Below are 24,026 nucleotides of genomic sequence, written 5' to 3' on the forward strand. Positions count from 1 at the left end.
GAATGCGCGCTCTTGTGCGGAGCCACTCATGGGCGCACACTCTTTACTGAATTCTGTTATCTGTGGAGTCTCCTATGGCATTTGTAGTTGGGGAAAATTGCATTAAATGTAAGCACACTGACTGTGTGGAAGTCTGCCCGGTTGATTGCTTTTACGAAGGCCCCAATTTTTTGGTGATTCACCCGGACGAGTGTATCGATTGCGCCCTCTGCGAGCCTGAATGCCCTGTTGGTGCCATCTTCTCTGAAGACGAACTGCCAGAAGACCAAGCGGTATTTCTGGAATTGAACGCCGAGTTGGCGCAAGTCTGGCCAAACATTACTGAAATCAAAGATGCCCCTGCTGACCACGCTGAGTGGGATGGTGTTCCTGGCAAGCTTCAGTATCTTGAGCGTTAATTTACAGCTAGCCCCAAAAGCTCTTTAAAAACCGTGCACAGCACGGTTTTTTTTCGTCTTGGATTTGCGTTGGCTATTCAAAACGCTGTGCTACACTCAGTTGTGTTTCAGTTCGGTCAAACCCACAAGCGGTAGTTTTTTCGGCTGGTTTCAACGCCAAATAAATTTCATCGTTTTACTAACAAACTCAACAACCTAGATTAATAACTGAACATTAATAAAGAGGTATTTGCGATGGGGATTAACGATAAGCCTTACAGCGAAAAACGCGATTTCATCCGCATGAAAATCGGCGCACCCTTGAGTGCAAAATTGTCTGTCAATGAAGGAGTAATTGAAGGCTTATGTTTGGATTTAAGCGGTGGCGGGCTGCAAGTTGAGACCAAAACCCATATAGATGTAGGCACAGAGATGGAAGTGGAAGTTTCTTCTGACCACGGCCACAGCCCTACCCTGCGGGCACGTGCCAAGGTTGCGCGCTCAACAACCACTGATGCTGGCGACTACCTGCTGGGTTTGGAGATTCTGCAAATTCTGGCCTAAGCCCATACAAAAACGGCTACTTTGCAGTAGCCGTCTCATTCATTTTATTCCTCAAACTCTGCTTCAAAATCCGCGTCATCAAACTCTTCCGTACCGAATTCATCAGCTACTTCACCGTTATTGATCAGGAACTCACGTCGCTGTAGATAGACATCGCGAACAAATACATAGCGATCACCAGTGAGGTTTTTCTCCAAATCCAGCAACTCTGCGCGAGTATCCAACAAAGACAAGGCCCAGATCGTATATTCAGTGCGGTTGTGATCTACATAGTTAGTTGGATTGGTATAAAAATCCACCGGGCGACCAAATCCATCGCGCACTGTGGCAGGCCCCAATAAAGGCAATACCAGATAAGGCCCCTGTCCAACTCCCCAAACAGCCAATGTCTGACCGAAGTCTTCATCTTCATCGGCAGGCAGGTTCATGTACTTGGCCACATCGAACAGACCGCCAATACCCAAGGTAGTATTCACCAGCAAGCGGCCAGTATCGTGCGCCGCGCCTTTGATATCACCTTGCAGTACACCATTAATCACATTGGGTACTTCCTGAACGTTATCAAAGATATTGCTAACACCATCTTCCAACGGGTCTGGCATTACAAATTTGTAAACTTTAGCCAAGGGCTTGAGCGTCCAGCGATCCACTACATCGTTAAACTTAAACATGGCGCGGTTAAAACCCTGCCATGGGTCTGGATCTGCCGGAGCTTGTTCTGTTTGCGCCACAGCGGTATGAGCAGTGACGATACCGCTAAGCAGCAAGGTAATAAAAGGTTTACAAATGGATTTCATAAGATCTCAGATACGCCGACTTTGGCGTTTGGCTCTCCATAAACTTAATCAGCGCAAGATCCAATTAGGACAGGATCTCAATTAAGAAATAAGACACAGAAAAAAGCCACTTTAGCGAATCACCCTGCCTTGAACAACCCAAATTAGTGCAGCCCAGCCTATGTGATTACAAATGCCACATTCCTACCGTGATCACCAACCAACCAATTCGCTTTTTTTGTCACCAAAATAATCAATCACTGAAATATTACTGACATATTATCGAAACAAATCTTTCACGGTTTTGTCGTTTAAGCGTCACATTTGTCACCGAAGATAGCGCTCCATAACGCAAAGCAAGATCGCGTTCACGATTTCCTTACCCATCCTGTGAAACCGAGAAAGAGAGTAGCTCATGAAACTGAAAAATCTTTTTGCCTTGAATGTACTGGCTGCAACCTTGGCAGCGTGCGGCGGTGGCGACATCAACCTGAACCCAAGCAACACCGTTACTGACTCAAACAACAACACCACTAACAATCCTCCCGCAACCGGAGGAAGCAGTTCATCAGTAGCAACCAATCCTTGTGCTTCATACACTCTTAGCGGGCAAGCATTTCAAGGTGTTCTTAATGGTAACAACTGTACTTACGGTGTGACTTTCGCAAGCGATACCCGTCCAATCACCGTTGACCTGAACATCCCTGCTCTGCCAAACGGCGGCGTACATATTTTCCAAGACAGCCTGTTTATCGGCGAAGATTTCGACGCGGATGACATTCTTGCTGGCGAGAAAGTACCAGCTGCTGGCGAAGGCCCAATCCTGACTATTGAAGCTGGCGCTAAAATCGCTTTCAGCAACCCGGTTGATTACCTGCGCATCGCTCGCGGTTCACAAATCTATGCTGAAGGTACCAAAGAAGCACCTATCGTATTCAGCGCTACTAAAGACTTGGTTGAAAACGCAGCCACCTTGGGTGACCGCGGCTTGTGGGGCGGCCTGCAAATTTTAGGTCAAGGGATCACCAACAAGTGTACCGACCCACTGAACTGTCACATTCAGGCTGAAGGTCGCCCAGGCACTTACGGCGGCAATGACAATACCGAATCATCAGGCGTGCTGAAGTACGTTGTGGTGAAACACGCAGGTTACGAAGTAGTTGATGGCAACGAATTGAACGCTGTTACTTTCTTCGCTGTTGGTTCAGGCACTGAAGTTGAATATGTTCAGGTTTACACCACTCGCGATGACGGCTTTGAAATGTTCGGTGGCGCAGTTAACTTGAAACGCGTTGTAGCCGTAAACGTTGGCGATGACTCTTACGATTTTGCTGACGGCTATGTAGGTAACATCCAATTCGCACTGACCGTTGCTCCATCTGGTAGCGGCCGTTGTATCGAAGGCGACAACACTGGTGGTGGTCGTGCAGACAACACCACTCCAATGACTCACGCTCGCTTCTCTAACATGACCTGTATCACTTCAGGTATTAGCAAAGACCAAGGCACTTATCCGACCCCGAAAGATGACTCAGAAGGTCCTCTGTTCCGTGAAGGCACCCAATTTGAGATCTACAACTCAATCATGACCTCAAATACTGCTGACATGTCTTCTCACGAGTGCTTTGAAGTGGATGACACCGAAGGTCCATACACTATTGATGCAATTGAAGCAGGTATCTCTGTAGCCAAGAGCAACTTGATTGCCTGTAAAGAAGCAGTCAAAACCGGCAAGGTTGATCCGAGCAATGCTGGCTTCAATGCTAAAACCTGGTTCACCACTGCTGGCAATAACAACGTTGTGATTGACTCAACTGTAACCGGTGGCTTGCCAGCAAGCATCATCAAGGATCTGGCTACCAACCCAGTTGCTTACCTGACTCCAGCAGCCATGACTGACGGTAACAGTGCAGCAATCACCGTACCTGTTTTCGATGTAACCACTCTGTCTGAAGCACCATCTACCACCACTGCACCAGTTGCAGGCACCAACGACTTCTTCGAAGCAGTTGACTTCATCGGTGCGGTAAGTGAAGCAGATGACTGGGTATCTGGCTGGACTGTAGGTCTGTCTGCCGAGTAATTCAGGGCTCACCTCCCTAATCAGGGGCAACCGGGCCTTGTTGCTGGCAACGAAAAGAGGCGCCCCAGGGCGCCTCTCTTTTTAAGCCAAGATCAGTCAGACCACCGTATTCATAAGGTTTACATCATGCAAAAACTATCATTGAATCGACACAAATTATTTATCGCCATATCAGCTGCCTCCTTGTCATTAGTAGCACAAGGCTCCTTGGCGCAAGTAGAAAATGAACCAACTCCTGTACCAGCCCCCGTCATTGATGCACCGGTGATGGAAGAAATGCTGGTAACCGGACGCCAGCAAAGTGGCGCACAATCGCTGATCCAAGAGCGAATGGAAGACGCCTTCGCCGCCGAATTAATGGGTGCAGATCAAATCGCGCGCACTGGCGATACCAGCGTTGCCGCAGCATTGACTCGCGTAACCGGTGTAACCCTGAATCAAGGCAGATATGTTTATGTCCGCGGTTTGGGCGAGCGTTATGCCAGTGTGCAATTGAACGGCGCACAGGTTCCATCACCAGAATTAACGCGCAACGTATTGCCTTTGGACATCATCCCTTCGTCTATCGTAGATAGTTTGAAAGTCCAGAAAGCTTATTCACCCGACTTACCCGGTCACTTTGGTGGCGGTAACGTAGACATCAGAACCAAAAGCGTTCCCGATGAATTCGTATTTGATGTAACCATCGGTACCGGTACTAACACCAATAATGATGATGACACCCTGACCTATTCCGGCGGTGGCAAATCATCGGGCTTGCCCAAAGCAATCGATAACGCACTGGATACCTATCAAGGCCGCATCGATATTGACGGTATTCGCCGTATTTTGAGCACCGAAGTAAATAACAGCGTCACACCTGAACAGGCACAAGAATCTATTTTGATTAATCGCGATCTTGCTCTGTCTATTAATCGCGATATCGGCATCGAACGCGATAAACCATCCCTCGATCAAAATGGCTCAGTTGCTTTAGGTGACTCTTGGGATATAGGCGATGAATGGACGCTGGGCGGGATTGTTAACTGGTCGCAAAAAACCGAATGGCGCAACAAAGACCAAAAAACTCGCGGTATAGGTGCGCCTGATACGACTTTCGCAACCATCGAACGCAGTGTTGAAGATGTGAAAGAGCTGGCATCGGCAGGTATTGGCGTCAAGTTCCAGGACATGCATCAGATCGAAGCCAGCTACATGAAAATCAGCAATGAGACTGATGAAGCGGCTATCACCTATGGCCACAACGCCAACGATCAGCTTATTGATGGCGAACAAAAAGTTACCTATCAAACCCGCTTTCAAGATAGGGAATTGGAAGTAGCCCAAGCGCTGGGTAAACACAGCTTTGATCAACTGTCTAACAGCACGCGCGGTAATATTGATATCGACTGGTTTTACTCGGATTCGAGCGTAACCACCAATATTCCCGGCGCCTCAACCATTGGCGGTGATAACGTTGTAGACCCAGCAACCGGTGAAGTGCTTTCTACTCGCCTGTCTTCTGGCTCATCTGCACAGTTCGCCTACCTGAACCTGCAAGACGATGTACGCAGCTACGGTTGGAATGCCAAATTACCAATGACCTTTGACAACGCTGAATTAACCCTCAGCGGTGGTTACAGCTACAACGACAAATCGCGTGAATACTACGGTTACACCACGTTGATCCGATTGGGCACCACTGGCGATTACCTGATAGGCACCCCCGGCGATGTATTTACCGATGCCAACATCAACAATCTGAACAACCACTTTGAAACCACCATGAGCGAAGGCTTCGGTACCGAAAGCTACGTCGCAGGTCAAATGATCGATGCCTACTACGGTATGTTTGATGCCAACTTCAACGATGCATGGCGTTTTACCGCCGGTGCTCGCTATGAAGATTACCGCACCGCAACCCTGCCCGTAGACCTGCTGGATTACACCGGTATCACCATCCAACAGTTGATCGAAAATTTAGCCAAAGAAGACCAAACCTACGCAACTCAAGATGAACGTTGGTTACCTTCGGCAGCCCTTACCTTCTTTAACGACGGCTTTATGGGCAGCGAGTCATTCCAACTGCGCTTGAGTTACGCAAAAACTGTGATTCGCCCTGACCTGCGTGAATTATCCGATGTGGTTTATATCGACCCTGAGTTGAATATGCGTATTCAGGGTAGCCCCAACCTGGTGTTCTCCACACTGGACCACTACGACATTCGCGGTGAGTGGTACTTTGATGGCGGCAACAACCTGACTGCAACCCTGTTCTATAAAGACATCACTGACCCGATTGAGCAAAAACTCAACCCAGGTTCCGATGAAGATATCGTTATGGGCTTCTATAACGCTGAATCAGGTGAAGTTTACGGTTTGGAACTCGAAGGTTTGTTGAATCTGGATTACGGCTTCTTCCTCTCGGGTAACCTCACCCTGAGCGATTCAGAAATCGTATCGCCAGAAGGCCAGGGCTTTACCAACGCGACTCGTCAAATGACCGGCCAATCGCCTTATGTACTCAATATGCAATTGGGCTATGACTCGGATGATGGCAAGCACGGTGCCGCACTGAGCTATAACATCGCTGATGAAAAAGTGTATTTTGCCGCACTTGAAACCGGCCACGACGATGCATTTGAGCAACCATTCAGCTCGCTCGATTTCACCTACTCTTTCTACCCAACCGAACAGTTAACTTTTAAGGCAAAACTGCGCAATCTGTTGGATGAAGATCGTGAAATTACTCAAGTCAGCGAATCCGGTCAGAACGTAAGTATTTTGACCCAGGAAGTGGGCACCAGTATGAGCTTAGATATCAGCTACAGCTTCTAACAATAAGGATAGGGATTATCCGGCTCATAAAGCTCTATTAAATGCTTAACAAAGCCACCTGCGGGTGGCTTTTTTGTGAGCGAAAGGAAAATCCTCTACGCACCAAAAAAGAATAAATTGAAGAAGAGAATAGAAAATTGAAAACTTATGGAATAAAAATCGATAAATAACTAAAAATTTTTATGTTTTTTCTGTTTACATCAAAAACTGTCACAAACTATTCACATAAGTGTGTTAGGTCGAGTGCTAATCTAACAATGAAGTCGGAAGTCAACGACCCAATTGGGTGCAGATTGCCGTTTAATGATTCACGAGGAGCACACTATGACTACAACTATCCTAAAAAAAGCAATTCGCTCAGCAGTAATTTTAGCGGCAATTGCCCCTCTTGCGAGTTATGCCGCGGCTTATACACCCGCAAAATTCGGCAACGCCGAAACAGTGTTAAGCAAACAAGTAACCCTGCCCGCCTCTTTTGGTGAAGGTGTTAAAACTGTAGCGGTTTATTGCCAAGCCGACATTATGAGCACCGGCAATATCAACAATGTTGACTGCTATGAAAACAGCCCCTTGGTTTCCATGCAAAATGCCACTGAATCTGCATTGAAATCTGCAACCTTTGAACCTGCAACTATTGATGGCAAAGCGGTTCCAGTCAGAATGCAAATGCGCGTTGTATATTCACTCGGCGGAACTCAAGCGCCCATTGTTTTACTGCCCAACTTGGGAACTTTACAGTCTCAATACGGCACTCACTATTTCGCACCGCAAGAGCGTTTGGACACCAACGATTGGTATGCAAACTACAGCACTAAAGAACACGGCTCAGGAAAATTATTTTTCGCCGAAGGTAAAACCACGCGCGTAATGGCAAATGTCGAAGCGGATGGAAAAGTAGAAACCGTGAGTACAATTGAAGCAGCAATGCGCAAAAAAGCCGATGCCGAAAGCATTGAAAGCTCACTCAAAAAATCCAAGTTTATTCCTGGATTCGTAGAGAACAAACCAACTGCCATGCACTATATTGCGGTAGTTAACTACCAACAATAATGCGATCAGCAACTTGGTTAAACAAAAAGACCGCTTAATCGCGGTCTTTTTTTAGCTTATTTCAGGCAGGAAAACTCAATCACCAACAGAATTTTATTTTTCGCTCTTGGGCGATATTTTTCACCTTTCACGGCAAAACCATCCGGGCAAATTTCCATTGCATCAGGCAACAACTGCGCACGCGCATCTGACACGCGGGACCATTTAGTAACCTCAACCGATAATTCATGAACCGCACCAAACTGAGCAGCACCATTAACGGATTGCGCTTGCGTTGCCGCTGCAGCCCCACTAGCTGCAATCGTTGTAGTAGCAACCGCAGTTCCAGTTTCACTCTTATTCATTGCGTTGTGCAGATAACCGTTTAATCCTTCATTGCTGTAGTCACATTCTTTTTGATTAACGTTCATTGCGTCTGCTGCATCCACAGCAGGCACACATTCTTCCTCAGCAAAAACTGGCAGAGCAGCACTAAAAACCATTAAAAAAATTGCTAAATGTTTCATCAGTTTCTCCTATAACAGTATCAACATCAGTCAGCAGAACCCTAAAACAACAAAGGGTGCATGAGGCACCCTTTGTACTTTCAAACTAATTCAAAAAACGAATTAGAATTTGAAATCCATACCAATACCAGCGTACTTATCATCACGGTATCTGTCAGTTGTCGCCAGATCAGGCATACCATTTTCTACTTGAGTATAGTAGCCGTACAGAGTGGCACTCTTGGTCATCTTATAGTCCAAGCCCAAGCTCGCAGTTTTCCCGTCAACAAATCTAACGTCAGAATCGCCATATTGGGCTTTTAATGCCCACTTGTCAGTCATGTTCCACAATACAGATGCCAATACACCGTCTTCGTCAATCTCTACCAATTCGACAGCATTACCCTGATATTCAGCACTTGGTCCCTCGTAGCTTTCACCCAATACACCAAATTGGAAAGCACCCAAAGTCAAGCGAGCTACAGCGCGAATCAAATCCACACCGTCCAATCCAACGTCTTGATCAGTCGCGATCGCAGCATAAAACATCGGGCTGGTGTAGCTAAATGAGGCCGACACACCCTCGGAGCGTTCACATTCCACAGAGGTTAAAACATTACATGCAAGAGTTACGTTGTCACGCTCAGGGGTAGCATAAGCCACAGACGCAGAGAAGCCACCACCGAAGGAAGGGGTTACGTATTGAACGATGTTGCTGGCACGAACTTCACCTTTAAAAATACTGGTGAGATCGCCTTCCAGATCATTGAACAAATCCACTTTTTCTTGAGCTACTTTAGTTGGGGTGTCGAAGTGACCGCCCATAATCGTACCGGCACTGCCTTGTAAACCTAAAAAGATATTACGCTGGCCGAAAGTCTGGCTGCCGTTGGCGCCATCATCAACTTCGGTTTGATATTCAAACTGATAAATAATTTTCAGCTGGGAGTTTACTTCTTCACTTCCTTTGATACCGATGCGAGAAGCGTTGCTAACCAACTCAACTTTGCTGCCATCTGCCTGAAGACCGTTAGCTGCTGAAAGCTCAGCCTCGTCAGTACTTTGCAAAGCAACGTTAGCTTTACCGTAAACGACAACATCGGCAAATGCACCGACAGGTACGAGGGAAGCTAATGCCACGGCCAATAATGTTTTTTTCATGGAGTTGTCTCCTGGTTTTGTGTGTTTAATGTTCATTTCCTGAACAATAGGGAATCAGGTCTGTAAGAAAAAATGACACTTGCATTTCAAATGTGTTGCCATTGTGTGACTAGATGATTACAAAATTATGACAGGCACCCAAACAGCGGCGATGGATTATATAAAGAAAAAATCAGGCATTTTGTGATTAAGCGATGTTTTAGATCAAATTCCCTATTTTTTTGCACAATTTTTGCGGTTTTAGTAATCAAAACGACACCAATCGTCCGATAAACCTGATCTAAACGTACAAAACTCAACCAAAATGGCTAATTACTCCCAAACCATAAAGCTCTTTGATTAAGGTTTGTGCATCGCTTGTAGAAATACTCTTCGCACCTGTTTGCAGTTCAGTTGCGATCATTTCCACTACATCAATAAGACGTAAAGGACTGGCCTGTAGAAGGGATAAAAGCCGCTGGGTTAACAGGCTCACCTCCATAAAACAAACTTTATCGTCACGATTACGATAAACCAGCAAGTGTGTTTGCGATCCAAATTGCGGAAGAAAATGAGGGGAAATTTTATGAACGGGATATTGGTAGGATAAATTAGCCACCAAAGGTGACACGAAAGGTATTGCATTAAGCAACTCCAGCGGTAGAGTCCCTGCCTTCGGGATCTCATCTTCACTAACATCGAGTGCCAGCTCAATCCACTCGTAATGAGCAAGCTCCAGCAAGAATGCCGGATCACCTTCACGAAGCCCTCGCTCTTGCGCTAAATAATGCAAAAACTCTTCGCTGATTTCTAAAAAATAAGGTGTTTTGCATTCATGGTGATGAATAAAATCGCGCACCATGCTGTGCCATTTTGAATCATCCAGTATCGAACGCAGTACGGGAAAAACGGTAGCGATCAAACTTTCGATATTGTTGTAAACCAGCTCGCGATAAATCCCCATACGCCGATCTTCCATCCCATCCGGTGCCGGATATTCAGTCGGCGCGCGCATATGTCTGGCAAATGTCAATTGTGTTTCCTGAAAGGATTTCATTGACCCGGCTCCTGCATCGATGCAGAAAATTTGTGCTGGCGCTTTTTAATCTCATCCAACTCGGCCATCAATTCAGGTAGAGGGGGAATATTAAAATCGCGTTCAAGTAACGTCGGCTTTACACCAAATAATTCATAGCTTTTTTCCAGCAATTGCCACACAGATGCAATCACCGGTGTACCGTGCGTATCTACACGCAAATCCTCAGCTTCATGGTAATGCCCTGCGATATGAATATAGGCGGTTCGCTCTCCGGGTAAACTGGCGAGAAATTCATAGGGATCGTAACCATGATTAATGCTGTTGACGTAGATATTATTAACATCCAATAAAAGCGCACAGTCCGCCTTGTTAATCACAGCATTGATAAATTCGCTTTCACTCATCTCTTGTTGAGGCGCGCAATAGTAAGAGGAATTTTCTATCGCGATACGCTGGCCGAGAATATCCTGCGCACGTTGAATACGTTCAGCGACGTAATCGACAGCTTCTTCAGTGAAGGGGATTGGTAATAAATCGTAGAGCTGACCGGAATCGCTGCAATAACTTAAATGCTCGCTGTAATAGCGAATACCGTGTTCGCGCATCAACTTTTTTACAGCCAATAACAATTCAGTATTTAGTGGTGCGGGTGATCCAATGGAAAGAGACAGACCATGACAGACAAATGGAAATCGCTCGGTAAAAGCGCGAAACTTTTTACCTAAGCGACCACCCAGATTAATCCAATTTTCCGGCGCAACTTCCATAAAATGAATGTCGCTCGGTGTCGATTGTGAAAGGGTATCGAGAAGACTGCGGCGCAGACCAAGGCCTGCACCGCAGATATCAGCCGTATAATTTACAGCAGAAGAATCAACGCGCATTACTCAGCTTTTTTCTCTTCTTTTTTAGCACCACATTTGCCTTCACCACATTTACCTTCGCCATCAGCTTTTTTCTCAGCACCGCACTTACCCTCGCCACATTTGCCTTCACCGCACTTACCTTCACCGCATTTGTGTTCGCCTTCCGCTTTTTTCTCAGCACCGCATTTAGCTTCGCCGCACTTGTGCTCACCTTCAGATTTGGTAGCGCTATTATCCGCCAGGGTATAACCGGCATTCAGAGAGTTAGCCGTAAAGCTGGCATCCGCAGCTGATGCAATAGGAGCCAAGGTAGCCGATGCAACTACAGCAGCACCAAACAAGGCAGACATGGAAGAGATTTTGTTATTCATAATAAACTCCAGCAGATTATGTGTTAGTAACGGCTGTCAGGCCGAGTGAGAAATTAGCATAGGCAAAGAAACAGAGCTAGCGATTGCGTCATGCATGGGCATAGACTTAAGTACACTGACTTTGTTACACCACCTAAACACTTTTTAACCCTGCGCCTCCAACATCGCCAACTCCCATTGTTTATCCAAACGCTTATCCGATACCGGCACCTGGGTTTTTAAGGTCTGGGCAAATAGTGATATACGCAGTTCCTCAATCCACCAGCGGTAATCTTGCAGCGCACTGTTTTGCGCAAGACGATACTCACCCTCTTTCTCCAGATAATCAGACAAACGTTTCCAATGAGGTGCAATGTCTGCGAGCTGCAATTTATCTTTTTGTGCATTTAACGCGGCTTTCTCCAAGCGCTGCTGAATGCCACGCATGTATTTTGGATATTGTTGCAACCATTGCGCCGGCGTTTTATAAACTAGGCCGGGGTAAAAAAGCTGACTCAATTGCTGATTGATATCACTTATGGTGAAAGCCAACATAAGCATATTTTTTTGCTGCTTAAGCTGCTTTTTAATGTCTACCAATAACTTCAAACTGGTAACCAAGTGGTTCGCTAATTCTTGAGCATGGGCAATCAACTTATCTTTTATTGATAGAAGATTTTCATCAAATATCGTCTTGGTTCTCGGCAATTGTTGTTGGTCTGCGCAGGCAAGCTGTTTGATCGCCGCCATGATTAAATCATCAACCACCTGTTCGCGATTGCCAATTCCCGCAAGTGTCAGTGCGACCTCCTGACCTTTTAATAATTCTTTTTGCAAATATTTAACCGTTTGCCCAAGCGATAAATACATCAATCGTGTCAGGCCGCGTTGAGTGAGATCCAATGCCTGTAAAGGATTATCCAGCACTTGCAAAGCGACGCTGGAGTTTTTATCAACCAAAGCTGGATATGCGCGAATATTAATTCCACCGCGCGGCAACTGAATGGATTTTGGCAGCTCATCAAAATCCCAATTGGTAATGGAATCGCGCTCAATATCCGTCGCTGCCGATTGAATATTCTGCTGCACTCGCTCGCGATATTTGTCGCGCAACGAATTCAAGTCGCGGCTACTGGCGATAATTTTTCCTTTGTCATCCACCACATGAATATTAAATCGATAATAATCATCCACGTTGGTTTCCAACCAGGCTTCTTTGGGAATATCTACGCCGGTTAAACGTTTTAATTGCAAGCCCATTGCTTCTGACAGGGGTTTGTTATCGGGCGTAATGACTGCCAATAACTTATCCACTACGTCCGGCACAGGCACAAAATGTTTGCGCAGATTTTTGGGCAGCGATTTAATCAAGCCAATACATTTATCGCGCAACATTCCCGGCACCAACCATTCCAAACGCTGTTCGGGAACCTGATGCAACACACTCATGGGCACATGAATGCTCACACCATCAAATGCATGATTGGGCTCAAAGTGATAGCTAAGCGGAAACACCATGCCGCGCCATTCCAATTCGTTAGGAAATTGTGCGGCAGTAATATCGCCCGCACCGTGGCGCATCAAGGTTTCGCGCGTAATGTAGAGCAGTTGCGGATTGGTCTGCTCGGCTTTTTTGCGCCATGACTCAAACCCCGCAAGGTTGGTAATGTGCGAAGGAATTCGCTCATCATAAAATTCAAAAATAACCTGCTCATCCACCACAATATCGCGGCGGCGAGATTTTGCTTCCAGCTCCTCCAGCTCCAACAACAAATTTTGCTGATGAGTATAAAAATCCTTAAATCCCGCCTGCTGTTGCAAATGTTTACGTTTGGGATGCTGAGCGTATTGCCCTTCTACCAATGCAGCACGAATAAATACTTCGCGCGATTGCGCTTGGTCGATATGGCTATAGTTAACCGATTTTTTCTCAACAATCGTCAAACCATACAAAGTGATTTTTTCATAGGCCATCACCTGCCCCGCACGCGAATCGTAATGCGGTTCAAAATGTTGGCGTTTAATCAAATGCTCTGCTGCTGCAATTACCCACTCGGGTTCAATTTTGGCAACCGTGTAAGCAAAGAGTTTTGAAGTTTCAATCAGCTCCGCTGCCATAATCCATTTAGGCGTTTTTTTGGCGAGTGATGAACCAGGGAAAATCGAAAATTTGCGATTGCGCGCACCTAAGTATTCGCGCTCTTCGTGATTAAAACCTAAATTTCCCAGCAGACCGGTCAAGAGCGCTTTATGTACAGATTCGTAATTAGCTGGCTCAGAATTAACACGAATACCAAGGTCTTTTACTGCCACACACAGCTGGTGGTGAACATCGCGCCATTCGCGTAAGCGCAAGTAAGACAGAAATTCTTTTTTGCAGAGCTTGCGCAATTGGTTTTGCGTAAGCGCTTGGCGCTGGGTTTCAAAGTAATCCCAAAGATTGATAAAGCCTGCAAAATCCGTGTGTTCAGCCCAAAAACGGCGATGGCTTTGATCCACCGCTTGCTGTTTTTCCACTGGACGCTCACGTGGATCTTGCACAGATAGCGCACTGGAGATAATCAATAATTCGCGCACACAGGATTGCTCCTGTGCAGAAATCAACATACGTGCAAGGCGTGGATCAAGCGGCAACTTACTCAGCTGCTGACCCACTGGCGTCAACTGGTTTTTCGTATTTACCGCATGTAATTCTTCGAGCAATTTAAAACCATCGCTAATCAGGCGATGATCAGGCGCATCGATAAACGGGAATTTATGAATATCGCCCATGCGTAATTGCAGCATTTGCAAAATCACCGCTGCAAGGTTGGTACGCAGAATTTCGGCATCGGTAAATGCGGGGCGAGAATTAAAATCCTCTTCGCTATATAAACGAATACAAATACCTTCTGCGACACGACCGCAGCGACCTTTGCGCTGATTGGCACTGGCTTGGGATACAGGCTCAATTGGCAAGCGCTGTACTTTGGTTCGGTAGGAATAACGGCTAATGCGCGCAAAGCCAGGATCAATCACATAGCGAATACCCGGTACAGTAATCGACGTTTCAGCAACGTTAGTCGCGAGTACAATGCGGCGCCCTGTGTGTGGCGCAAATACTTTTTGTTGCTCGGCCAAACTCAAGCGCGCATAAAACGGCACTACCTCCATATGCGCAAATTGTGCTTTGCGTAATGCTTCTGCTGTTTCGCGAATTTCACGCTCACCGCTTAAAAACACCAGAATATCGCCACCGCGCACGCCGGAGCCGGTTTTTTCATTTAATTCAATTTCATGCACTGCATCGACAATCGCCGCATATTGATCTGGTTCAGCTTCACTATCATCGCTCGCTTCAAATTCATAAAGCGGGCGATACCAAACTTCTACCGGATAGGTGCGACCAGAGACTTCGATAATCGGCGCATTATTAAAATGCTGTGAAAAGCGTTCGAGGTCGATAGTCGCCGAGGTGATAATTAATTTTAAATCAGGGCGTTTTGGCAGCAGCTGTTTTAAATAACCGAGTAGAAAATCGATATTCAAACTGCGCTCATGCGCCTCATCGATAATAAGCGTGTCATACTTATTCAGGAAGGGATCATTCTGGATTTCGGCAAGCAAAATCCCGTCGGTCATCACTTTAATCAATGTGTTTTCATTGGACTGATCGCTAAAGCGAACCTGATAACCCACCTTCTCACCCAGTGTGGTTTTCAGTTCTTCCGCAATACGATTAGCGACCGTATTCGCCGCGATCCGACGTGGTTGCGTATGGCCAATTAATCCATTTACGCCGCGGCCGATACTCAGGCAAATCTTGGGAATCTGGGTGGTCTTACCCGAGCCGGTCTCGCCCGCTAATACCACTACTTGGTTAGCAGCAATAATCTTGGCTATTTCATCGCGTTTTTCACAGACAGGTAAATCCGGAAATTCAATCTGCTCAGGCACTAATAACTGACGGCGCACCACTTCAGCTTGTGACTTTGCCAACTGCGCTTGCCACTTCTCCAGCCCTTGCTCGAATGGCTTTTCAGCGCGCGCCAGCTTTTCCAGCTCACTCAACCGCCGCCCGAGCTTGTGCCTGTCCTGCCCCATGACATTGACGATTGACTGCTTATAACTTGACCAAATATTCGACATACCAACCCAGTAGCTTCAATAACGCCATCCTGAATTAATGGCGCAGGAAATAAAACCGGATGATACAGCGGAGCGATAGGTGGCACAAACACACCATCAGGATTCGGAATGGGCTATCAAATGGACTACAGATAACCGATATTTACATAAAAGCAGAGGCTGGGATAAGCAATAAGCGTTACAATTATTACCGATAATTACTCACAATAATGAGCAAAAAAACCAAATGCAAAACGACAATTTTCTTCCGCCATTGCATCCACAGTTTTCTTTTCGCGTTGATCACGTCGGCAATGAAAAGACACCCGTTTTAATCATCGATAATTTTTTACACCAAGCAGAAGCCTTACTCGGTTTCGCCGTAAAGTTTGGCGACTTTCATGATGGGACTGACTTTTATCCTGGCATTCAATCCAAGGTTCCAGAATTTTATAGTCAAGCACTGCAAACCTATTTACCTGAACTTATTTGCAACGCATTCAATATTACACGCGACCATATCAGTCACTCACAATCCATGTACTCAATGGTACTCACGCCGCCAGCAAAGTTAGCGCCGCCACAATCGCGCCCACATGTAGATACGATTCACAAACAAAAACTCGCGTGTGTGCACTACCTGTGCACACCAGAAAAAGGCGGGACTTCACTGTATCGCCACAAGGCGACAGGATTTGAAAGCCTATCGCCAGAGCGAATGGATGAATACGCAGACTATTTGGAGCAGGAAGCGAAAGATACGAACTGGCAAAAAAAGTATATTAATGGCTCCAACCAATATTACGAGGAAATCGGCCGCTATGAAGCAAACATCAACCGGTTAATTATGTATCCCGGCGATGTATTACACTCAGCGTCTATTCCTGAAAATTTTCAATTTCGCCCAAACCCAATCATTGGGCGCTTAACACTAAATAGTTTCATCTACTTAAAATAAAACTAATCCCACGTATCAGCTTTGCAAAAATATTCCAAGTAATCCTGATGCAATGGCAGCTTCTGCACAGTTTTAAATACTGTATTTCTCGTATCTTCCAAGAATTTTTTTAACTCCTGTTCTGACATCTCATTGGCTACGGCATGGTATCGCTCTGGAATAATCCCCTGCCCGACCATTACGTGTAGCCATGAAGGTTCTGCGAAAAGCTTATAGGGCGATTCCACAAAAAGCTTTCCGGTTTCTTTAAATAGACGAATACGATGTGCAAGTGTTTCGGGAATTGGCATATTTCTGCAATAGCGCCAAAAACCACTGTCATCCCGCTCAGTGAGATGGTAGTGCATGATGATGAAATCCCGTATGGATTCCACTTCTGTTTTCATCTGCGCATTGTATTCATCGATATCACAGTTACGAATTCCATCCAGCGGAAACATTTGAACCAAACGTGTGATAGCACGCTGAATTAAATGAATACTGGTCGATTCCAAAGGCTCAATGAATCCACTCGCCAAGCCCAAGGCCACACAGTTTTTATTCCAGTGTTTGAGTCGCTGCCCGGTTTTAAAACGAATTAATTTTGGCTCAGATGTTGTACGGCCTTCAATCTGTTCTAGTAAGGTTTTTTTAGCCTCATCATCTGAAATATATTGACTGCAATAAACCAGACCATTCCCTACCCGATGTTGCAGTGGAATCTGCCAACGCCAACCGGCGGCATGCGCAATAGATCGCGTATAAGGAACAGGTTCACGCACAGATTCGGTTTGCACCGCAAGCGCGGTATCGCACGGCAACCAATGCGACCAATCTTCAAACCCTGTATGCAATGCCTGCTCAATTAATAATGCGCGGAAACCGGTGCAATCGATAAAAAAGTCACCGCTAATTATGTCGCCCGATGCCAATTTAATTGCACTGACGTATTCGTCCTTATCAAGCAGCACTTCATCAACCTTACCTTCCACACGTACGGCACCAGCTTTTTCTGCAAGCTCGCGCAAAAATTTTGCGTAGCGCCCTGCATCTAAATGGTATGCATAAGTCATTGGGGAATTCGGCATATGCGCGAATTTATTCTGTAACGCAGCCTGATACTCTAATGAATAATCCCCTAAGGGATAATTCACTCCTAGCTCCAGCCCTCTGCGCCAAAAATGCTGGAAACTTGCAGCCCAGGTATCCTTCCCTGTGTTACCAAATGGATGAATATAGCTTTCGCCAATATTTTTCCAATTTTCAAATGAAATACCTAATTTGATGGTTCCTTTTACATAGGAAAGAAAATCCTGTTCATTAATTCCCAAATAGCGATTAAATAAAATTAGTGGAGGCACTGTAGCCTCCCCTACGCCAACAGTACCAATTTCCTCCGACTCAACCAACGTAACCTTGATGCTTTTGCCCAACAGTTTGGAGAATGCGGCAGCAGCCATCCACCCTGCGGTGCCGCCACCGACGATCACAAGGTTTCTAATATACTTATTGTTGTGGCTATTCATAAGGTCTATTTATTAAAGTCTATTTATTAAGGTCATAAGGCGGATGAGAAACACAGGTTAATTGGTCCGTTTTGTTAGCCAGCTATGCGTTCTTCAACACGGGCAATTAATTTGATCATGTTTGAGTGTGAAGCAAGCACCATGTAGATGTATTCAACAAACCCCTTGTTATGTAACTCAGCAATCGCCGCTCCACTGAGCGCAGCTAATTTTTCTTCATTGATGGTATACATACCTGCCAAGTTATTTTGCTCGCCATTCTTTAAGGTAATTTCCAGTGTAACAATCTCCAGGAGTTCATTTGCCAGCAACGCCTGAATGAATTGTTCATTTAGATCAGTGCCGTATTGAATGTATTCAAGCAAATCCACCATAGATTCCAAATAAGGTGAATAACCGCCGTGAGGCAAAAATACCGGTTCACCTTGGGTTTCGCTGATACGCGGACTATCCATATCAACATAAACCATGCGGCTCGCCTGCTCTCCTTCACCCGGTTTTGGAGGCTGAACACCAATCAGAAAAGGGCGTCGTTTAATAGAAGCGGGAATATACTGCGCATCCCACCCTTTATCGGACAAAAATAAATTTTCATTTTGACGCAGACCGGTTAAGGCAATAGGAATGAACTTTCCCGTCTCATTATTTTTTTGAAAAAAGATAGGGTATTCATTTTGAATAGCGCGAAATTCCTGCGGAAACGTCACTACCGACATATCGCTATCGCCATACCGCAAGCCATTCTCGCGGATTACACGCATATTTTTATGAGCGACATTATTGAGTAAAGCAAAATTAGGCATGGTATCTCCTGGATATAATTCGTTATTGGTATTGCGATTTAAAATTTAAATAGCTTGCAGCCCATACTGCTTTATTTTTTCTATCAATTCTCGATTAGGCTGAAGTAATTTTTTCAATTGCTGAACATGCTGCGCATTCTCCACAAAAATGTATTCTGCTTTTTTTCGTTTTTTAACCTGCATGATTTTTTGCAGATTGGATTCATCTGCCGCAGTGGTAACGGTTGTCGCTTTCATTCCATAATAAATATATTGATAACTTGCCGATGGGAACATCTCCTCGCGCAGAACTTCATCTTGCAGCCAAGGTGATTGCACCTTCCAAAGCGCCAATAGTTCTGCCAAATTTTCAGGGATGCTATTGGCAAGGCAGTTGTCGCGCCAGTATTCAGTATCTGTGCGCTTGGTTAGCACATAGTGCAATTTAAGAAAGTTAATGATCTGCACCCAATGGTGATTGAGAGTGTTATTAAAGCGCTTGGCGAGCGTATCCATTACCGTTCGATTCACCGGAAACTGTTCGGCAATCATCTTTGCCGAAGATTCGATCAATACTAATGCTGTTGCTTCCAGCGGCTCAATAAACCCCGCAGACAGACCAATCGCCACACAGTTTTTATGCCAGAAAGTTTTTCTGTGGCCGGGATTAAATGCAATTTTCCGCACTGCTAATTCTTCGGCCATTTTCTCCCCTACTGCGGGGGTTATGTAATTGCGCAGCTCGCGTTCAGCAATGTCATCGGTAGTGTAGCGACTGGAAAACACATGGCCAATTCCGCGGCGGGACTGCAAGCCGATATCCCAAATCCAACCCGCAGACTGAGCAGTTGAAAGTGTGTGTGATACAATGGCATCCGCACCTTCCGTATAGGGAATTTGTACTGCAAGTGCAGAGTCATTAAATAGCACCTGTTTTTGCGATACCAGTGGCACCCCGTAGTGCTTGCCCAGCAGCATGGATGACATACCGGTGCAATCGATAAAGAGATCGCCAGCAATGTCGCCCATGCGATCAGTTGCTACTGATTTGATATCACCATTTTCATGAGAATAAATTGTAGTTACCTTGGCGCTGATGTAATTCACGCCCAGCTTTTCAACACAATGCTTATGCAAAAACGCCGCAAATTTTCCTGCATCCAAGTGATAGCCATAGTTGAGTACAGCACTGAATTCGGGCGTGGTTATTTGTTTGGGCGCGCAACCTAATTCGCAAATAACGGCTTGTGGACAAACGGCATTGGCAAAGGGAATTTTGTCTTTAAAGGGCAACCAAAAAGGCGCGAGATTGATCTCGTGATATTTTGCTGGAACAGTAAAAGGGTGATAGTAATCATCCTCTTTGGATAAGCTGGTCCAACGCGAAAATTTTGAGCCTTGTTTAAAACTGGCATCGCACTCGCGGAAAAAATCCGCTTCTGATATCCCCATAGTTTGTAAGCTGGCTCGCATAGTTGGCCAAGTGCCCTCGCCTACACCAATGGGTGTGATATCGGGAGATTCAATCAGCGTGACCTGTACAAATTCGGGGCTTGAGGCAGCAATAATTCCAGCAGATAACCAACCTGCAGAACCTCCGCCGACAATAACAACTTGAGTGACTCGATCAGTCATATACAACCTGCCTGATTTTTAATAATTTTTATTCACGTGCAGTACTAGCAAGATAAAACAAGGGAACTTCTGAAAAATTAACTTGTTTGCTCTGGCGTCGTTAAATTTGCTCTCAAAATGCTCATTTATTTCAATAAACTCCACTTTTTCGAGCAAATTTGCCTAGCCAGAGCTGCACCGTAAACATTTTTCAGAGGTTCCTTGGCCTAGATTGTTAAAAAAGCCGCTGTTTCCAGCGGCTTTTCCCGTTTCATACAACTTTCAATAAACTCATATCGAATAAATTAGAAGCTGTAACGAACACCAACGTTGTAACGCGCACCGGTTTCGATGTAGTTAAACGTCATATCTTTGTGACGACCATATTGGCGAGTCGTTTCTTCAGTGATATTCAAACCTTCGAATGACACAGTCAGATTATCTGTGAAGTCGTAGCTTACGCTCGCGTCCAATTGACCATAGGCTTCAGTGTAGCGTGGGTTGCCACCGCCGCTAGCCAGGAAGTCATCGCGCCAGTTGTAGGCCAAACGAACTTGCCAGCCGTCTTTATCGTAGAAGCCGATAAAGTTAGCTGAATCACTCAAACCATAGATCGCAAACTGACTTGCTTTGGACAGATTGTCGTACTCAGTGTCGGAATCCACTTTGGTCGCGTTCGCTTGGAAACCGAAACCAGATTCACCGAAGGTGTGTTGTATTGCGAGTTCGATACCATCAATCGCTACATCTTCGTTGTTAATCGGGCGAGTTACTTCAAATGGCAGAATTGGATCTTCATCCAATGCATACACAAAACCAGTTGTCGCATCAGAGCTCTCAGGATAATTAGCAGTAATGTATTGGTTGATTGCCACCAGATCATTACCTACTGCCGCAACTGCCGCTTGCCATCTTGGACCGTTCACTGGCGTATGGAAGCCGCTGTCTTGAATCACTTGAGGAGCACTGCTGCCGATGAAATCAACAACGTCTTTCTTGAAGTAGCCGAGCGACACATAGCTGGAATCAGCGTAGTACCATTCAGCCGAAATATCGAAGTTGGTTGATTCCATTGGATTCAGATCAGGATCACCTGCCGAAGCAGAACCCATGCTGATACGCGGTGCGGTACCCCAAATAAAACCACCTTTCAGGTCATTGTAGTTGGGGCGAGCGATAGTTTTGCTGAACGACGCACGCGCTTTAACATCGTCGGTAATGGCGATATCAAAATCCACATTAGGTAAGGTTTTGGAGTAGCTACCTTTAGTGGTGCCATACTCAAAATCGTTAGTAGAGATCAATGAGTATTCGTTACCACTGTTCCAACGAATATAAGGTGTATAGGCAGATACGTTTGCCGTTGATTCAACTTCAGTAGATTCATGACGAACACCTACCGCCAAATTCGCTGGCATACCAGCGATTTCTGGTTTGAAACCAAACTGAACATAGGCGATATCCGAAGTTTCTACGGTTCTTTGCTCATCGAAACCATCGTTCGCCATTTTTGGATCACGCGAGGTGCAATAAGCTCTTGGGCAAGCACCAGTGTCCGAACCGTACAACTCAGCACCAATCGCCAGCAACTCATTCCAGTTACCGCGCACAAAGGTATTCTGGAAGTTAGGGTTTTTCACCGCGCTGTGGTCGAAGTAGTTAGATAGCTTATCGACAATCCAGTAAGACTGCGGAATATCGCCCACACCGTTTTCACCCTGCACACCACTCCAGCTACCTTGGTTTTGTTGCTGCAAACCGAGGAAGAAGTAGTCGTTGGTGATTTCATTGGTGCCTACACCGGCTTTGATGTTGTCGATAAAGCTGTCATCAAAGGTGTAAGTACCTTTCAATTGATATTCATCAACCGAAGAGTCTTGTTCCTGAATACGGAAGATGTTGTTGGTAAATTGCTGGATGGCAACATCTGGTATGGATGTAGTGCGACCATCTTCGTAACCCATACTCAGGATCGGGAACTCACCGGAGAAATCCATTGAAGGTCGGAAGTAATCGATAGTACCAATGTTGAATTGGTTGTTACCGCCCCATTTGCCGTTCGGGCCTGAGTAAGAATCTGAGTTGTGTGCATCCAACTCCAGCATCAAATTATCAGTTGCATCCCACTTAACATTAAAACCGGCCGATTTCAGGTCAGATTTGGTCAAGTTGTGTTTGATGATGCCGTTGATTTCGTGCCAGCCGGCATTTTCGGTGTAGCTCAGAGGATACGCAGGATTGGTGTCACTCCACTCGATATCAATATCGCTAGTGCGGGTAAACCAGAAACCGGTACCAAAGGTATTGGCTTCATTTTCCTGTTGAACGTAAAGGTAATCCGCAGTCACGGTCAGGGCTTCAACTGGTTGGTATTGCACAGTCAACTGACCGTTCAGACGCTTACGGTTTACTTCGTTAACGGTGTACATCACTTCCGATGGAATACCGTAGGTTCTGCCATCGCCCGGTTGGTTTTCTGCCGGGATATTCGCCCAGTCGCCGCCATCAGCAGCATGCACAAACCAGTCGCTGACGCTGGCGTTGCGATCGCCACTGTTGCGTTCCTGATAGCTGCCGGTCAAGGCGATACCGATAGTGTCATCGGCAAAAGTATTACTAAACAAACCAGAGATTTCTGGCGTCAGGTCATTTTTCAGAGCTGATGAATCGTCGTACACCGCTTTACCGGCAACAACAGCTTTCAGACCAGGGCTTTTCAATGGACGCGGGGTGACGATATTGATCAAAGCACCCATACCGCCGGATTGCAGATCGGCACGGCCACTTTTGTACACTTCTACACCAGAGATACCTTCAGACGCCAAATTGGCAAAGTCGAATGAACGACTGGTACCAAAAGACGACGCCGGCATTTGACGGTTATTCAGGGTTACCAGATTGTAGTCTCCAGCCAAACCGCGCACGGTTACCTTACTACCTTCACCGTTTACACGATCGATAGACACGCCGGGAATACGTTGCAGGGATTCTGCGAGGTTGGAGTCGGGCATTTTGCCGATATCTTCGGCAGAGATTGCATCAACCACACCTACCGCATCGCGCTTAACATCCATAGCGCGCTGCAAGGAGCCTTTAATACCGGTAACAACGACTTCTTCGACAGTGCCGTCTTGTGCCAGTACTGCACCGCTAAAGCCTGCCAACATCGATGTTGCAATGGCGCTAGCGATCACCTTCTTTTTAAAGTCGATTGGTTTTTTAGAGTTGATTGGGGTTTGCATGAACTTAATCCTCGAACCGTTTATTGTTATCGTAACTTGCTGTCGTGAGGGCGCCCGCCGATGGGAGCAACCCAAGCCAGTTACTCACTGGTCTTGCTTTGTTGTTGAGGGATCAAACTACGAGTTCTCCTGATCCCAGCTCATAATGCAGGTTCGTTAGAAGTCGGGCGTCCGAGTAACCTGACGCGTCACAACATGGGAAGTTCAGATAAACAAACTTTATCTGTATGCAAATAAATTTCTTATAAACCAACAACTTATAAAATCAGCA

General features: G+C 45.8%; 17 protein-coding genes. 6 read left to right on the forward strand and 11 right to left on the reverse strand.

The genetic code is table 11. The features are described from left to right. The first annotated feature begins 74 nt into the window (after window positions 1-74). Together fdxA and SPL68_RS13485 are read left to right on the forward strand one after the other, a co-directional pair. On the forward strand, window positions 75-398 hold the full coding sequence (fdxA, locus tag SPL68_RS13480) for a ferredoxin FdxA (protein ID WP_323815689.1): 324 nt from the start codon (window positions 75-77) through the stop codon (window positions 396-398). A gap of 234 nt (window positions 399-632) precedes the next feature. Next, window positions 633-941 (forward strand): PilZ domain-containing protein, encoded by a 309-nt coding sequence (locus SPL68_RS13485; RefSeq protein WP_323815690.1) that lies wholly within the window; start codon window positions 633-635, stop codon window positions 939-941. A gap of 44 nt (window positions 942-985) precedes the next feature. Here the strand turns inward: SPL68_RS13485 and SPL68_RS13490 are convergent, their stop codons facing one another. Beyond that, window positions 986-1,738, reverse strand: coding sequence for an MlaA family lipoprotein (locus tag SPL68_RS13490; protein ID WP_323815691.1), 753 nt, complete (start codon window positions 1,736-1,738; stop codon window positions 986-988). Window positions 1,739-2,132: 394 nt separating this feature from the next. Here SPL68_RS13490 and SPL68_RS13495 point away from each other — a divergent pair, with 394 nt between their 5' ends. The 3 genes from SPL68_RS13495 (at window position 2,133) to SPL68_RS13505 (ending at window position 7,667) form a co-directional block, all read left to right on the forward strand. Then, window positions 2,133-3,800 (forward strand): hypothetical protein, encoded by a 1,668-nt coding sequence (locus tag SPL68_RS13495; protein ID WP_323815692.1) that lies wholly within the window; start codon window positions 2,133-2,135, stop codon window positions 3,798-3,800. 126 nt (window positions 3,801-3,926) lie between these two features. Beyond that, window positions 3,927-6,617, forward strand: a complete 2,691-nt coding sequence (locus tag SPL68_RS13500; RefSeq protein WP_323815693.1) for a TonB-dependent receptor domain-containing protein — start codon at window positions 3,927-3,929, stop codon at window positions 6,615-6,617. Between the two features lie 324 nt (window positions 6,618-6,941). Then, on the forward strand, window positions 6,942-7,667 hold the full coding sequence (locus SPL68_RS13505) for an energy transducer TonB (RefSeq protein WP_323815694.1): 726 nt from the start codon (window positions 6,942-6,944) through the stop codon (window positions 7,665-7,667). Between the two features lie 56 nt (window positions 7,668-7,723). Here SPL68_RS13505 and SPL68_RS13510 read toward each other — a convergent pair whose 3' ends face one another. From SPL68_RS13510 to hrpA, 6 genes are all read right to left on the reverse strand, one after another. Beyond that, window positions 7,724-8,173, reverse strand: a complete 450-nt coding sequence (locus SPL68_RS13510) for a hypothetical protein (protein ID WP_323815695.1) — start codon at window positions 8,171-8,173, stop codon at window positions 7,724-7,726. Window positions 8,174-8,275: 102 nt separating this feature from the next. After that, a complete protein-coding gene (locus SPL68_RS13515; RefSeq protein WP_323815696.1) occupies window positions 8,276-9,313 on the reverse strand; it encodes a porin in 1,038 nt (345 codons plus the stop codon). A gap of 295 nt (window positions 9,314-9,608) precedes the next feature. Further along, window positions 9,609-10,349 carry an HvfC family RiPP maturation protein gene (locus tag SPL68_RS13520; protein WP_323815697.1) on the reverse strand — a complete coding sequence of 247 codons (741 nt, stop codon included), beginning with the start codon at window positions 10,347-10,349 and terminating at the stop codon, window positions 9,609-9,611. Further along, on the reverse strand, window positions 10,346-11,215 hold the full coding sequence (locus SPL68_RS13525; protein WP_323815698.1) for an HvfB family MNIO-type RiPP peptide maturase: 870 nt from the start codon (window positions 11,213-11,215) through the stop codon (window positions 10,346-10,348). The genes SPL68_RS13520 and SPL68_RS13525 overlap by 4 nt, the downstream gene beginning before the upstream one ends. Next, window positions 11,215-11,568, reverse strand: coding sequence for an HvfA family oxazolone/thioamide-modified RiPP metallophore (locus SPL68_RS13530; protein WP_323815699.1), 354 nt, complete (start codon window positions 11,566-11,568; stop codon window positions 11,215-11,217). The genes SPL68_RS13525 and SPL68_RS13530 overlap by 1 nt, the downstream gene beginning before the upstream one ends. 144 nt (window positions 11,569-11,712) lie before the next feature. Continuing rightward, window positions 11,713-15,675 (reverse strand): ATP-dependent RNA helicase HrpA, encoded by a 3,963-nt coding sequence (gene hrpA, locus SPL68_RS13535; protein WP_323815700.1) that lies wholly within the window; start codon window positions 15,673-15,675, stop codon window positions 11,713-11,715. 226 nt (window positions 15,676-15,901) lie between these two features. Here hrpA and SPL68_RS13540 point away from each other — a divergent pair, with 226 nt between their 5' ends. Beyond that, on the forward strand, window positions 15,902-16,612 hold the full coding sequence (locus SPL68_RS13540) for a DUF6445 family protein (protein ID WP_323815701.1): 711 nt from the start codon (window positions 15,902-15,904) through the stop codon (window positions 16,610-16,612). A 2-nt stretch (window positions 16,613-16,614) separates the two neighbouring features. Here the strand turns inward: SPL68_RS13540 and SPL68_RS13545 are convergent, their stop codons facing one another. From SPL68_RS13545 to SPL68_RS13560, 4 genes are all read right to left on the reverse strand, one after another. Continuing rightward, a complete protein-coding gene (locus SPL68_RS13545; RefSeq protein ID WP_323815702.1) occupies window positions 16,615-18,117 on the reverse strand; it encodes a tryptophan halogenase family protein in 1,503 nt (500 codons plus the stop codon). Between the two features lie 74 nt (window positions 18,118-18,191). Next, a complete protein-coding gene (locus SPL68_RS13550; RefSeq protein ID WP_323815703.1) occupies window positions 18,192-18,920 on the reverse strand; it encodes a SapC family protein in 729 nt (242 codons plus the stop codon). A gap of 45 nt (window positions 18,921-18,965) precedes the next feature. Further along, window positions 18,966-20,534, reverse strand: coding sequence for a tryptophan halogenase family protein (locus SPL68_RS13555; RefSeq protein WP_323815704.1), 1,569 nt, complete (start codon window positions 20,532-20,534; stop codon window positions 18,966-18,968). Between the two features lie 284 nt (window positions 20,535-20,818). Next, window positions 20,819-23,755 carry a TonB-dependent receptor gene (locus SPL68_RS13560; RefSeq protein WP_323815705.1) on the reverse strand — a complete coding sequence of 979 codons (2,937 nt, stop codon included), beginning with the start codon at window positions 23,753-23,755 and terminating at the stop codon, window positions 20,819-20,821. Window positions 23,756-24,026 lie beyond the last annotated feature (271 nt).

The sequence above is a fragment of the Cellvibrio chitinivorans genome (assembly GCF_035117775.1).
Lineage (GTDB): Bacteria > Pseudomonadota > Gammaproteobacteria > Pseudomonadales > Cellvibrionaceae > Cellvibrio > Cellvibrio chitinivorans.

Coding starts and splice junctions, on each gene's coding strand:
- fdxA (WP_323815689.1), top strand. CDS start 75: ATGGCATTTGTAGTTGGGGAAAATTGCATTAAATGTAAGCACACTGAC.
- SPL68_RS13485 (WP_323815690.1), top strand. CDS start 633: ATGGGGATTAACGATAAGCCTTACAGCGAAAAACGCGATTTCATCCGC.
- SPL68_RS13490 (WP_323815691.1), bottom strand. CDS start 1,738: ATGAAATCCATTTGTAAACCTTTTATTACCTTGCTGCTTAGCGGTATC.
- SPL68_RS13495 (WP_323815692.1), top strand. CDS start 2,133: ATGAAACTGAAAAATCTTTTTGCCTTGAATGTACTGGCTGCAACCTTG.
- SPL68_RS13500 (WP_323815693.1), top strand. CDS start 3,927: ATGCAAAAACTATCATTGAATCGACACAAATTATTTATCGCCATATCA.
- SPL68_RS13505 (WP_323815694.1), top strand. CDS start 6,942: ATGACTACAACTATCCTAAAAAAAGCAATTCGCTCAGCAGTAATTTTA.
- SPL68_RS13510 (WP_323815695.1), bottom strand. CDS start 8,173: ATGAAACATTTAGCAATTTTTTTAATGGTTTTTAGTGCTGCTCTGCCA.
- SPL68_RS13515 (WP_323815696.1), bottom strand. CDS start 9,313: ATGAAAAAAACATTATTGGCCGTGGCATTAGCTTCCCTCGTACCTGTC.
- SPL68_RS13520 (WP_323815697.1), bottom strand. CDS start 10,349: ATGAAATCCTTTCAGGAAACACAATTGACATTTGCCAGACATATGCGC.
- SPL68_RS13525 (WP_323815698.1), bottom strand. CDS start 11,215: ATGCGCGTTGATTCTTCTGCTGTAAATTATACGGCTGATATCTGCGGT.
- SPL68_RS13530 (WP_323815699.1), bottom strand. CDS start 11,568: ATGAATAACAAAATCTCTTCCATGTCTGCCTTGTTTGGTGCTGCTGTA.
- hrpA (WP_323815700.1), bottom strand. CDS start 15,675: ATGTCGAATATTTGGTCAAGTTATAAGCAGTCAATCGTCAATGTCATG.
- SPL68_RS13540 (WP_323815701.1), top strand. CDS start 15,902: ATGCAAAACGACAATTTTCTTCCGCCATTGCATCCACAGTTTTCTTTT.
- SPL68_RS13545 (WP_323815702.1), bottom strand. CDS start 18,117: ATGAATAGCCACAACAATAAGTATATTAGAAACCTTGTGATCGTCGGT.
- SPL68_RS13550 (WP_323815703.1), bottom strand. CDS start 18,920: ATGCCTAATTTTGCTTTACTCAATAATGTCGCTCATAAAAATATGCGT.
- SPL68_RS13555 (WP_323815704.1), bottom strand. CDS start 20,534: ATGACTGATCGAGTCACTCAAGTTGTTATTGTCGGCGGAGGTTCTGCA.
- SPL68_RS13560 (WP_323815705.1), bottom strand. CDS start 23,755: ATGCAAACCCCAATCAACTCTAAAAAACCAATCGACTTTAAAAAGAAG.